Origin of the sequence: Nocardia noduli, from assembly GCF_019038455.1 — a bacterium.
GTDB lineage: Bacteria > Actinomycetota > Actinomycetes > Mycobacteriales > Mycobacteriaceae > Nocardia > Nocardia noduli.
The window spans coordinates 1-12,663 of record NZ_JAFMPL010000103.1; the positions used below are offsets into that span (position 1 = coordinate 1).

At 67.1% G+C, this 12,663-nt stretch carries 12 protein-coding genes; 6 read left to right on the forward strand and 6 right to left on the reverse strand.

The features are described from left to right. The 3 genes from JZ792_RS33765 to JZ792_RS33775 form a co-directional block, all read right to left on the reverse strand. A partial coding sequence (locus JZ792_RS33765; RefSeq protein WP_216916959.1) for an acyl-ACP desaturase occupies positions 1-215 on the reverse strand: 215 nt, incomplete at its 3' end. Positions 216-481: 266 nt separating this feature from the next. Continuing rightward, the gene (locus JZ792_RS33770) at positions 482-913 is read right to left on the reverse strand and encodes a hypothetical protein (RefSeq protein ID WP_216916960.1); all 432 of its coding nucleotides are present in this window, start codon (positions 911-913) and stop codon (positions 482-484) included. A 517-nt stretch (positions 914-1,430) separates the two neighbouring features. Further along, complete coding sequence (locus JZ792_RS33775) at positions 1,431-2,072, reverse strand: NADPH-dependent F420 reductase (RefSeq protein WP_216916961.1); 642 nt, start codon at positions 2,070-2,072, stop codon at positions 1,431-1,433. A gap of 95 nt (positions 2,073-2,167) precedes the next feature. Between JZ792_RS33775 and JZ792_RS33780 the strand changes: the two genes are divergently transcribed. The 6 genes from JZ792_RS33780 (at position 2,168) to JZ792_RS33805 (ending at position 9,411) form a co-directional block, all read left to right on the forward strand. Further along, positions 2,168-2,587 carry a winged helix-turn-helix transcriptional regulator gene (locus JZ792_RS33780; protein ID WP_216916962.1) on the forward strand — a complete coding sequence of 140 codons (420 nt, stop codon included), beginning with the start codon at positions 2,168-2,170 and terminating at the stop codon, positions 2,585-2,587. Positions 2,588-2,886: 299 nt separating this feature from the next. Beyond that, entirely contained in the window at positions 2,887-4,587 is a 1,701-nt protein-coding gene (locus JZ792_RS33785) for an ABC transporter substrate-binding protein (RefSeq protein WP_216916963.1), read from the forward strand. Position 4,588: 1 nt separating this feature from the next. After that, complete coding sequence (locus JZ792_RS33790) at positions 4,589-5,542, forward strand: ABC transporter permease (RefSeq protein WP_216916964.1); 954 nt, start codon at positions 4,589-4,591, stop codon at positions 5,540-5,542. Further along, on the forward strand, positions 5,539-6,462 hold the full coding sequence (locus tag JZ792_RS33795) for an ABC transporter permease (RefSeq protein ID WP_308165562.1): 924 nt from the start codon (positions 5,539-5,541) through the stop codon (positions 6,460-6,462). The genes JZ792_RS33790 and JZ792_RS33795 overlap by 4 nt, the downstream gene beginning before the upstream one ends. Next, complete coding sequence (locus JZ792_RS33800; RefSeq protein WP_216916965.1) at positions 6,462-8,138, forward strand: ATP-binding cassette domain-containing protein; 1,677 nt, start codon at positions 6,462-6,464, stop codon at positions 8,136-8,138. Before JZ792_RS33795 ends, JZ792_RS33800 begins: the two co-directional genes overlap by 1 nt. A gap of 37 nt (positions 8,139-8,175) precedes the next feature. Next, positions 8,176-9,411, forward strand: a complete 1,236-nt coding sequence (locus tag JZ792_RS33805; protein WP_308165563.1) for an acyl-CoA dehydrogenase family protein — start codon at positions 8,176-8,178, stop codon at positions 9,409-9,411. A 34-nt stretch (positions 9,412-9,445) separates the two neighbouring features. Here the strand turns inward: JZ792_RS33805 and JZ792_RS33810 are convergent, their stop codons facing one another. From JZ792_RS33810 to JZ792_RS33820, 3 genes are read right to left on the reverse strand one after another with little or no spacing between them, the layout of a single operon-like run. Then, on the reverse strand, positions 9,446-10,753 hold the full coding sequence (locus JZ792_RS33810; RefSeq protein ID WP_216916966.1) for an NtaA/DmoA family FMN-dependent monooxygenase: 1,308 nt from the start codon (positions 10,751-10,753) through the stop codon (positions 9,446-9,448). An 11-nt stretch (positions 10,754-10,764) separates the two neighbouring features. Then, positions 10,765-11,829 (reverse strand): acyl-CoA dehydrogenase family protein, encoded by a 1,065-nt coding sequence (locus tag JZ792_RS33815; RefSeq protein ID WP_216916967.1) that lies wholly within the window; start codon positions 11,827-11,829, stop codon positions 10,765-10,767. Positions 11,830-11,851: 22 nt separating this feature from the next. Beyond that, positions 11,852-12,502 (reverse strand): sulfurtransferase, encoded by a 651-nt coding sequence (locus tag JZ792_RS33820; RefSeq protein WP_216916968.1) that lies wholly within the window; start codon positions 12,500-12,502, stop codon positions 11,852-11,854. Between the last annotated feature and the right edge of the window lie 161 nt (positions 12,503-12,663).

The following is a 12,663-nucleotide window of genomic DNA, read 5'->3' on the forward strand; positions in this document are numbered from 1 at the left end:
TTCGTGATCATCGCGACCTTGGCGACCTCCGACAGTCGCGACTGGCCGGGGTCCCAATCCCGCCCACCCATCGCCGCGAAATTCCGGCCTTCGTCCCAGGGGACGTAGTCGTGCGGACACCAGTCCTTGGCCGTGGCCAGATGTCGGTCGATATTCTCCGCGACGACCGGCTCCAATTCCGCGAGGAGGTCGAGTTGCGTCAAGTCCTTTGTCATGCAGCGCCTTTCGATTCGGTGGAGAAAACCACGGAACGTACCGCTGTTCACGCATAACTGACTGTGCGGCCTCGCCGCCCCCACACCATAGACGAACCGCATGGGTTCGGCGCGTACCGTCGACCTGCTGCTCTGCGTCGAGAACCGACCGATCCCGCGATCGACGGACGCCAGCTATTCCGAGTGAACAGGCGAGGGCTGTTCGAGAACACCGCCGCCGTCACGAGCGGTTTCGGCAGCGATGTTCTGACGGTGATGGATTCGACTCAGATGCGCACGAGCGCCATATCCCACTGACCGTGGTCGTCTTCCCAGAAGGTCACGATCTCGCCGTACTCGACCGGGTTACTGTCCGGGGCGTCGGTGCGGTACAGGTCCGCCTCCTCCTCGAGGCGCGCGGCGACCGCCCTGGCGCCGTCGAGTGTGCCGTCGGTGACTACGCAGAGGTGGCCGATCCGCCAGTCGTCCGGCGGCGTGCCCAGGTCGCGGCCGAGAACGTACTCGTCGTTCTCGACTATGTAGAACGACTGGCTTCCGTCGATGGAGAGTTCGCTCTCGTACATCGTCAGGTCCCTGTGCTGGACCACGCGCTCGCCACTGAGCACGTCGGGATCCAGCCATTCGGGCAGCCGATCGAGGCCGACTTCGTTGATGAAATTGCCCCACGCATAGAGGGCATATCTATCTGCTTGCGTCACGACGGAGACAGTACTGTCGCGGCATGACATGTCCGCGGCGGGACCGAGGCACACTGCCACCGTCACAGCGTGTTTCGCGCACGGTTCATATACCGCAGACGGAAATAACTCGCCGCGGATCGCACTGTCCAGCCGAGTAGCACGCCCCAACAGATTCCCCACAACCCCGCGTCGAGCATTCCGACCGAGAACCACGCGACGGGCACTGTCCCGACGGCCGTCGACAGAATCGCCACATACATGACTCCTCTCGTGTCGCCCGCGGCCCGCGATTGCGCGGCACACACTGTCCCCGCCACCATGACGACGGAAAGCACGGGAAGTACCGCGGAATATTCACCACGGCGACGAGGAAGGTCACCTGTGGATAATTCCCGCTGCCGCGAAGATCGTCCCGATCACGGCGACGCCGACGGTCCCCGTTCCGGCGAGGTCGATCACGGCCCTGCGATCGCCCGCGCCGTGCCACTCCGGCCGCGCTCGCGCGCCGTTCGGATACCAGCGAGCAGGCGGGCGGTCACACGGTCGGGGCCGCTACCCGCACATGCGGGACCGCGGTGCGGGGGTCGAATCCCTGGAATACCAGTCCGATGACGAAACCCGCCGCCTCTTCCAATTGCCTGGCGCGATCGAGCCCGCCCAGTACAGCGGGTTCGGCGCCGGCGTCGCGGATCAGCGTCTCGGTGACGCGCAGCGCACCAAGATCGTCGCCGCAGATCGGCACGGTGGCGCCGATGGCGGTCGGCTCGGTCCAGTGCGTGGCGGGCAAGAGGTGGAACGCCTTGACGACGTGAGCGCCGGGAGCGAGTCCGGCGATGTGCCGCGCGGCCGATGTGCCGGTCGGCAGCCGGTGCAGGCCGACGCCATGCTCGACCGCGTTGGTCGGGTCGATCAATGTCGTACCGGCCAGTGTCCCAGCGGATTCGGCGTCGCGCAGTATCTCCTCGACGCCGTCGAAGGCCACCGCGAGCAGTACCGCGTCCGCCCCGACGGTCGCTTCAGCCACCGTGGTCGCCCGTACGCCTCGCCCCAACTCGGCTGCGAGCGCCCGCGCCTTGTCCGGCGAACGTCCTGCCACCGCGATGTCGTGGCCTGCGACGGCCCAACGCCCGCCCAGCGCCGCCGCCATCATTCCCGTGCCCAGAATCCCGATTCGCATCGTGGCTCCTCCCTGTCGTCTGTCCCTGACCGGGTTTACGGTAGGCGGACCGATTCGCACCGATCGGTGCGAAACAGACGGGTGATCATGGGGCGATGAGTGGTAACGAATGCGGTGGCGATGCGGGTGATCACCGGCAGGAACTGGTCGCCGACTGCCGGTTGCGCGCGGCCACGGACCTGTTCGCGCACACCTGGGATCCGGTGGTGCTCGCCGCGTTGCACGAGGGCCCACGCCGTCGGGGCGACCTGCGCACCGGCATCGGCGGAATCAGCGACAAGGCGTTGAGCGAGGCCCTTCGCCGCCTGCTCGGCCACGGCCTGATCGAGCGCCTGGGCTACCGGCAGGCGCCGCCACGTGTCGAATACGCGCTCACCGAACTGGGGGCGAGCCTGGTCGAGGGGCCGATGAGGGCGCTGGGCGCGTGGATCGACGACCACGGCGACGAACTCCTCGCCGCCCAGGACGACGCTCCCCGACGATTGCGCGGGTCGGGCGGCCGGGCATCGGCGTGACTTCGCCTCGCCCACTCGCCACCGGAGGCTGTGAATTCGCCGGTGTGCCTGAACATTTCGTCACGAGTCTTGCATCGCCACCGGCGCGCCCGACACCGCACCTGACCTTCTCGGGGTCGGCGGGCCGGTTGCGACAGTCGTGATCGCCGTCGATTCCCGGACGGTGATAGCCTCGACCGCACCGGTCCCCCGATGTCCATAACTCGCCGATACCGACGCGGGGACGCAGGTAGAGGGTAAAAATTGGCCTGACCCAAACCCTCTGGGAGCCACCGGGAATATGTCAGAGTTGCCCGATTATGACCGATGCGTTCCGTTCGGCTGCAGCTGGGGCCGATTCTCTGATCTCCACCACTACCGGTCGTCGCGGCTTCCTGGCACTCGCCGGAGCCGTCGGCGGCTTGCTGCTCGTTGGCTGCAGCGCCGACGGCAACTCCGCCGTGAACACGACGAGCGGGGGCACCCCCGTCAGGGGCGGCACCCTGAAGTTCGCCTGGCTCGGCGCGCCCGAGTCCATCGACCCCCAGGTCAACAGCAGCTTCGCCGGTGCCAACTTCTCCAACAACATCGTGGACCGGCTCCTGTTCCAGGACCGCGACACCGGTGCGCTGAGCCCGTGGCTGGCCACCAAGTGGGAGTACAACGACACCATCACCGAATACACCTTCACCCTGCGTGAGGATGTGACCTTCAGCGACGGAACGAAATTCGACGCGAGGTCGGTCAAGAACAATCTCGACCAGTTCTACTTCGGCGACGAGGCGCTGAGTATCAAACCCAACGGCAAGAGCTACCTGGGCCCCTACAAGGAAACCCAGGTCGTCAGCGACTACGTCGTCAAGGTGTTGTTCAACGCGCCCAACGCGAGTTTCCTCCAGCTCACCGCCCACAGCGGAACGGGCAATATCAGCTTCCTGGCCGACCGCACCCTGAAATCCTCGGCCAAGGATCGGCTGAATCCGGCCAATGTGATCGGCACCGGCCCCTTCGTCGTCACCGAATACGTACCGAAGGAACGCACCGTCATCGTTCGGCGCGAGGACTACAGGTGGTCCCCGCCCGCACTGAAGCACGACGGACCGGCCTACCTGGACAAGATCGAGTTCATCACGATCCCCGAGGCGAGTGTGCGCGTCGGGGCCCTCCAGTCCGGTGATGTCCCCGCCTCGTTCGACATCTTGCCCACCGACGAGAAGGTCGTCACCGCACAGGGTTTCGAACTCACCTCGCGAACGGTCCCCGGCTTCACGCTGGGCTGGCAGTTCAACCTCAGCCTGGCGCCGACCGACGATATCAACGTCCGGCGGGCGATCGTGGCGGCCACCAATCGGGCCGGATACAAGAAGTCACTGCTCTCGCCGTCGGAGGGCGAAGCCCATTCGGTCCTCACCGATAAAGTCCCCGGCTTCGTCGACTACAGCCAGAGCGCGCTGAAATATGACCCGGAGCGGGCCAAGAAACTGCTGGAAGACGCGGGGTGGAAACCGGGAGCCGACGGAATCCGCGAGAAGAACGGCGTCAAACTGAAACTCAAAGGCACCGGCAATATCCTGGTGCCCGACGCCCGGGTGACCTACGAGGCGACCCAGGCGGCGCTGAAGGCCATCGGCATCGATGTCGAGATCGTCTTCGACTCGCAGAACATTCCCGCCAAGCAGATCACCGCCGAATTCCACCTGGCGAATATCAATCGGGCCCGCAACGACGTGGCGGTGCTCAACACCCAGTTGAATCCGGATCGGGGCAACGGCGCGGTCATCCCGGAGAACCATCCGGATCGCGCGCGGATCGTGAAGACCTTCAACGCGCTCGACACCGCCATCGGCGCGGCGCAGATCCCGCTGGCCAAGGCCGTGCAGGATCTCATCCACGAAGAGTTCGTACTGGTCAATCCGCAGTTCCAGACCTCGCAGGTCGCCGCGACCAAGGGTGTGGGAAATATCTATCTCGACGGTTCGGGCCGACTGCTGTTCGTCGACTCCTGGGTGAGCGGAAAGTGACGTGCTGCGCTACGTCTCGCTGAAACTCGGCCGCGCGCTGATCGTGGTGTGGGGGGCCTTCACGGCCTCCTTCATCCTGCTCTATCTCCTGCCGACGAGCCCGATCGAATTGCTCTTCCCGCCGGATGAGCGCGCCACCATCGATCCGCAGGCGTTCGCGCAGATGGAACGCGCCTACGGTTTCGACGAGCCGGAGTGGCGGCAGTATCTCGACCGCCTGCTCGCGGCGCTGCGCGGCGATTTCGGGACATCGGTGAGCACCGACCAACCGGTCGTCGACGCGATCGGCGACGCACTGCCCAAAACCGTCGTCCTCGCGGCAGCCGCCCTGGTGGTGGCGGTGTTGTTCGCACTCGCCGTCGCCTGGGTCGCCACCTATCTCAGGTCGGCGTGGCTGCGGAATCTGATCGCGAGCGTCCCGCCACTGCTCGTGTCGTTCCCCAGTTTCCTGCTCGGGCTGATCATCATCAAGATCTTCTCGTTCCAGCTCGGCTGGTTCCCACCCATCAGCAGTCAGGGCTGGAAGGGTCTGGTACTTCCCGCTGTGGCTCTGGCGATTCCGGTCTCCGGACCGATCGCCCAGCTGCTGCTGCGCAACTTCCACACCGAATACGCGTCGCCGTATGTTCTGACCGCCTACAGCAAAGGCTTGCGCAAAGGCGCCGTGATCAACACCGAGGTGCTGCGCAACGCGAGCCTGCCCGCACTGACCCAGGGCGGCATCATCGTCGGCGAACTGCTCGCGGGCGCGGTGATCACCGAGACGATCTTCTCCCGTGCGGGCATCGGCAGGCTGACCGAACAAGCCGTTCGGGCACAGGACGTTCCGGTCGTCCAGGGCATCGTCATGTTCGTCGCGCTCTGCTTCGTGACGGTGAACTTCCTCGTCGACATCTCCTATCCGCTGATCGACCCGCGGCTGCGAGCGGTGCCCGAGAGGGGCGTGACCACGTGACCATCAGTCTCGAGAAACCTACGCGGGCCGATCGGCAACCGGCCGACCTCGACGGCGGGCCCACCGTCGAGGTCTCCGCACCGGCCCAGCCGCCGCGGCGTCGGTTCGGGGTCCTGCACCCCGTGCTGGCCCAGCCCGGTCTGACGCTGGCCGTCGTCGTGGTGCTCGCCGCCCTGGCGTTCTGTGTCGTGCCCGGGATTCTCACCTGGAACGATCCCTATCTTCCCGACACGAACGTCATCCTCGTCGGGCCCAGTGCCGAGCACCCGTTCGGCACCGACCGGCTCGGTCGCGACATCTACACGCGCACCGTGTACGGGACCGTCATCACGATGTCGGCCACACTGCTCGCGGTGTCCATCGCGTTCTTCATCGGGACGGCGCTCGGGCTGGTCGCGGGCTACGTGCGCGGGATCGTCGATCCGATCGTGATGCGCGTGGTCGACGTGCTGCTCTCGGTTCCGGGCCTGCTGCTGACGATGGTCGTGGTGGCCGCGCTCGGCTACGGCACCACCAATGTCGCTGTCGCGGTCGGCATCTCGTCGGTGGCGAATTTCGCCCGGGTGATGCGGGCCGAAGTCCTCAAGGTGACGCAGGCGGATTTCGTCGAGGCAGCGGCCAGTATCGGCACGCCCCGACTCGCCATTCTGCTGCGTCATGTCCTGCCGAATTCGCTGAGTTCGGTGGTCTCGTTGATCCCCCTGCAATTCGGTTCGGCGATTCTGGCGATCGCGGCACTGGGCTTCCTCGGATTCGGCGCGCCGCCACCGCAACCCGAATGGGGTCTGCTCGTCGCCGAGGGGCGTGACCTGCTTGCCGTCGCGCCGTGGATCTCGCTGTTCCCCGGCGCGGTCATCCTGCTCGCGGTGCTCGCCAGTAACCGGATCAGCCGGGCCTTGCAGCCGGACAGGGAGTCCTGATGTCGCTACTGTCCTTCACCGATGTGGAGATCTGGTACAAACGCCGCGGTGAGCAACCCCACCGCGCGGTCGCGGGTATCTCGCTGACCGTCGCACCGGGTGAGCTGGTCACCATCGTCGGCGAATCCGGTTCGGGCAAGTCGACATTGATCCGTTCGGCGATCGGCCTGCTGCCCGCCACCTGCCGCATCAGCGGACAGATCCGTCTCGCGAGCGCCGATGTCGCGGGCTGGTCGCACAACAGGTTCGCGCGCTACCGGGGCAGCTACGTCGGCTACATCCCGCAGGATCCCGGTGTCTCGTTGAATCCGGTCAAACCCGTCGGCCGCCAGATCGAGGACGCGCTGCGCAACCGACTGCGCGGACGCCGGTTGCTGCCCTTCGGCAACGGAGCCCACAACCAGCGCATCCGATCCGAGGCCTTTCGGTTCCTCGAGTTGGCCGGGCTCGCGGCGCCCGAGGAGATCTACGCCAAGTATCCGCACGAACTCTCGGGCGGGATGAAGCAGCGGGTGCTGATCGCGATCGCGCTGTCCGGTGAGCCGAAACTTCTCCTCGCCGACGAGCCGACGAGCGCGCTGGACGTCACGGTGCAGAAGCAGATCCTCGACCACCTGGATTTCCTGCGCGCGGAACTCGGTATCGGAATCCTGCTAGTGACCCACGATCTCGGGGTCGCGCTCGACCGCGCCGATCGCATCGTCGTGATGCGCGACGGGGCCACCGTGGAGGAGGGCACCGGCGGTGAGATCCTGCGCGACGCGCGCCACGAATACACCCGTCGACTGCTGGACGCGGCCCCCGGACTGCACACCGGACGGCTGACACCGCGCCCGATCGACCTCGACACGGCGCGGCTCGCACGGGCCGCGACCGGTGATCACGTGCGCGGCACCGCCGAGTATGCCATCGAGGTCAGCGATATCTCGAAGAGTTTCACCACCCACCGCGGTGGCGTGGAGCGGTCGGTCCGGGCTGCCGACGGGGTGTCCTTCCGCGTCGCTTCCGGCACCACTCACGCATTGGTCGGTGAGTCCGGTGCGGGGAAGTCGACCATCGCCCGGATCGTCGGCGGACTGGCCGCGGCCGACAGCGGACAGGTGCGACTGCTCGGGCAGACCGAGCAGTGGAGCCGCAAACGGCTGAGCCGCAGCCTGCAATTCGTCTACCAGAATCCGTATTCGTCGTTGAACCCGCGCTTCGACGTGGCCGATCTGGTGACCGAGCCGATCCGGGTGCACCGCAGGGATATCGGGCGGCGTGAGCGGCGCGAGATCGCGCTGGAACTGCTCGACGGAGTGCGGCTGCCGCGCGAACACGCCGAGCGCAAGGCCGGTGAACTCTCCGGCGGGCAGGCCCAGCGGGTCGCGATCGCGCGGGCGCTGTCACTCGAGCCGGAGATCGTCATCCTGGACGAGGCGGTGTCGGCCCTCGACGTCTCCGTCCAAGCCGAGATCCTGCAATTGCTCGCCGACCTCCAGGCGGCCTATTCGCTGACCTACCTGTTCATCACCCACGACCTCGGCGTCGTGAAACTGTTCGCCGACACGGTGTCGGTGCTCAGGGGCGGGCAGGTGGTGGAGTCGGGGACCGCCGAGCAGGTCCTCGGTGATCCGCGGGTGGATTACACCAGGCGCCTGATCGAATCGGTCCCCGGCTCACACCTGACGGTCTGAGCCCGGACGATCACCCTCACGATACGGAGTAGTCGCTGTGACCACACATCTGAACCATCCCGTGACCGCGACGCACACCGATCGTGTGCCGCCCGCGCTCGACTCCGACGAACTCGCGGCGGTGATCGAGGAGATCGCCGTCGACGCCGCGCGCAGGCGCGCCGAGGGTGGCGGGCGCCCGGAGCGGGCGCTCGCGCTGGCCAGGGAACATCTGCTCGGCGCGGTGCGCGTACCGAAGGAGGCGGGCGGAGCCGGATACAGCCTGCGCGATTTCTTCGTGCTCGCCATCCGCTTGGCCGAAGCCGATCCCGATGTGCCCCATATCCTTCGCGGACACTGGGGTACGACCGAGGAGGCTTTGCGGACACGCGACACCGACCGCGGCGCCGGGCTGTTGCGATCGATTCTCGACGGCAAGATCTTCGCGGGCGCGCAATCGGAACTCTCGGGTCAGCCCGGTGTCTACACCTACGACACCACGCTCACCGCCGACGGCGCGAATTTCCGACTCAACGGCCGGAAGTTCTACAGCACCGGCAGCTCCTACGCCGACTATCTCCGGATCTCGGCGAACAACGAAGCGGGCCAACAGATCAGCGCCACGGTACCGGCCGATCGAGACGGCGTGATCCACGTCGACGACTGGGACGGCGTCGGTCAGCGTGAGACCGGCAGCGGCACCACGATATTGGACAATGTGCTCGTCCTGCCCGAGGAGATCGGTGAATTCCGCCGCACACCGGTGTCGGGCAAGCCGAGGGCGCCGCAGGCGCATCTGCTGATGCACGCGATCGGCGCGGGCGTGCTGCGCGCGCTGACGGCCGAGACCGCGACGCTGTTGCGCACCCGCACACGGTCGTATTCGTGGGGCAATACCGAACTGGCGCGCGAGGATCCGCAATTGCTCGCCGTCGTCGGGTCGCTGTCGAGCACCACCTTCGTGGTCGAGGCCGCCGTACTCGCGGCCGCCGACGCGCTCGACACGGCGACACTCCATCTCTGGGAGCACGGGGTGGCCGACGACGCACTGGAATTCGCGGCATCGTTCCAGACCTCGCAGGTCAAGGTGGCCGTCGAACAGATCGCGCTGCGGGCCGCCTCGGAGGCGTTCGACGCGGGCGGCGCGTCGTGGACGCGCCAGTCGGTGCATCTGGACCGGCACTGGCGCAACCTGCGGACGCTGTTCTCCCACAATCCCACGGTCTACAAGGCCCGTGTCGTCGGTGATGTCGTCGTCAACGACGCGGATCTCCCGGGCGTCGGATTCTTCTGACGCCCGGGGGATCTCGTCCCCGCGAGGGGTGCCGTCAGGCTCGAATGTACGGCACCCCGAACCGCTCGCGCAGCGTGTTCTCGCCGTATTCGCGACGGAAGATCCCCTTCTTCTGCAACAGCGGGACCACGTGCTCGATGAACAGTTCGAGACCGCCCGGCAGCGTGTCGAATTGGATGACGAAGCCATCGGCCGCACCGGTCCGGAACCAGTTTTCCAGATCGTCGGCGACCTGTTCGGCGCTACCGACGAGATTGCGGTGGCCCTGGCGGCCGGCGGCGGCGAGTTCGCGGACGGTGCGGTGCCGGTTGCGTTCCAGGTACAGCCTCGCGGCGGTGTCGAAGCCGACCGAACTGTAGGTCCCGCCGGTCGGTTCGAGCAGTTCCAGCGGGAAGGGCCGATCCGGGTCGAGCGCGGCGGGGTCGACACCGACCCATTTGGCGAACTTCTCCAACTGTCCGCCGACCGGTCCGACGATCTCGTCGTGTTCGGCGATGCGGCGGCGCGCTTCTTCCTCGGTCGAGCCGATGACGGGGTTGATCCCCGGCATGATCGCGATGCTGTCGGGTGAGCGACCGTAGCGGGCGACGGCGGCCTTGAGTTTCGCGTAGTACTCGCGGGCGGGCTCGATGTAGAGCGCGGAGGTGAACACCGCGTCGGCGAACCGCGCCGCCAGGTCGAGGCCGCCTTCCGAGCCGCCGGCCTGGGTGATCAGCGGACGCCCCTGCGGCGACGGCGGGAGTTGCAACGGTCCGGCGACCGAGAAGTGTTCTCCGACATAGTCGATCGGCTTGATCAGGTCACGGTCGACCGCGATTCCGGTCGCGGGATCGAGGACGAGCGCGCCCGGCTGCCAGCTGTCCCAGAGCGCGGTCACGACCTCGACCGCCTCCAGCGCGCGCCCGTACCGTGTGTCGCGGTCGGGCAGGTCGCTGAAGCCGTAGTTCAGACCTTCCGGCTTGTTGCGGCTGGTCACGACATTCCAGCCGATCCGTCCGGCGGAGAGGTGATCGAGCGAGGCGAAGGTCCGCGCGATGCCGTACGGGTGGTGGAAGGTGGTCGAGTACGAGCCGACGAGTCCGATCCGGGAGGTCGCCGCGGCCATCGCCGACAGCGTCACGATCGGGTCGAGACCGGAATTCGGGTAGCCGTCCGGATGGAGGAACGAGTTGTCGGCCATGAACGCGGTGTCGAAGAGACCCGCCTCGGCGATCCTGGCGATGTTCGCGTAGTGGGCCGGATCGAAGAAGGCACGCCGATTGGCCTCGGGTAGCCGCCATGCGGCCGGATGCGCGCCGGAGGCGATCACATTGACATTGAGATGCAGGGTTCGTTCGGACATGGTGATCGACCTCAGTTGACGTATTGCTCGAAGCGGGCGGCACGGACCCGCGGGGAGAGCCCGCGGACCTGGAGGAACAGCGCGGCGCGGGCGCGCACCTGCGCGATGTTGTCGGTCAGCAGCCCCTGGCCTCCGCTGGCGACCAGACCGGCGGCGGTCGCGCGCACCGCGAGCGCGTCCAGTTGGGCGCGCCACTGCGGTTCGGGTCGAGGGGTGATGGCGGCGTGCTCGAGTTCTTCGCGGAGCCGGATGAGCGACGGGTCGCCGGGATGTGCGGTGAGCGCGTCGACCAGGGCGGCCCTTGCCAGTCCGATCGCGCCGATCGACGGCAGCCGCGGCCCCTTGTCGCCCGCGGGCTTGCCGCGCTCGTTGGGGTGTACGGAGCCGTCGAGTGCGTTCCATGTCTCGATGTCGACCACCTCGGTGACGTATTCGTCCGGGAGGAGGTAGTCGCGCAGTGTCAGGGTGACGGTGCGCGACCCCTGGACCGCGGCCAAACGCAGTGGCACGGCCTCGACTCCGGGTGCGGTCAGGTCTCCGACGCCGAAGACATAGGTGGAGTTCTGTTCGTCGACCGCGCCCAGCCAGGCGGTGTCGACGAAACCCCAGCCGGACAACCAGCGCACGACACCGTCGATGCGGTACCCGCCGGGCACCTTCCTCGCGATCGTGCTCGGCCGGTGTGGCCACTGGCGGATCTGAGCGAATCCGGCGCCGCCGATCCGTTCGCCCGCGGCGAGTTTCGGCAACAGCGCCAGTGCCTGCGGGGATTTCGATTTCAGTATCTGGCCGACCGGTCCGCCGTGCTGGGTCAGCGCGAGGGCCGTCGACGGATCGGCGCCGAACAAGAGGTCGTCCGCGGCGTTCTTCACGGCGACGGGAATCCGTGTTCCGCCGTGCTCCTGCGGCACCGACCAGGCGAAATAGCCGATCTCGCGTAGCGCGTCGAGATGGGAACGCGGGACTTCGGTGGCGTCGACCTCCACCGCGCGCGGCGCGATGACCGCGCCGACGAGTTCGGCGAAGTCCCGGTAGGCGGGGTGTTCGGTCGGCGCCGTGACCTGATCGACGCTCATGGCGTCTCCTCTCGGAGATCGGTCACGGCGCGGCCGGACCCGATCGTGCTCGTACCGGCCGACGGGTCGCGGCGGGAAGGCTCGGCGCGCCCGGAATGTGGCCACCGGAGGGATCTCCGGAATAGCTCGCGCCGTCACGGGCGTCGAGCAGGACACCGGAGCGGGCCAGTTCACCGGCGGCGTCGGTGTCGAGTACCGGCAGTCCGCCGAGTACGACGGTGAAGGAGCCCTCGCGCACGGCGGGTGCCGCGGTGCTCAGTTCACCGCCGGCGGCGGTCCAGGCGGCGAGTCCACCGTCGAGGTAGCGCACGTCGGGGACACCCGCCCAGCGCAGTGTCCACCAGGCCCGCGACGCCAGTGCGGGAGCCTCGCGGCTGTAGACCACGACGAGACTGTCGTGATCGATGCCCCAGCGGCGCACCGCGTCCTGGATCTGTTCCTCGGAGGGCAGCGGGAAATTGCCCGTCCCTTTCGAAGGCGGGCCGACGAGTTCGGTGGTGAGGGTTACCGAATGGGCTCCGGGGAGTCTGCCTTGCGATACTTGTTCCCCGGTAGCCGGTTCCCGGCGAATTTCCAGAATCACCACGGGGCGTTCGGAATCCAGACTGCCGCGCAATTGCTCGGCGCTGATGACGACATCGGCGGTGTGCACGGTGTCGGGACTGGTCGGCATGGCTCCCCTTTCGGGTGAACGAGCGCCTCCGGCCCCGACATGTCGTCGGTGCGAGCGCTGCGAGGGATCGAATGCGACGGCAGCACCGAACGGGCCGCCGATATCGCGCCTGCAAATGTAGAGCGGCGCGGGCGTTCCGGCACGGTTTATTCTCTCCGCAA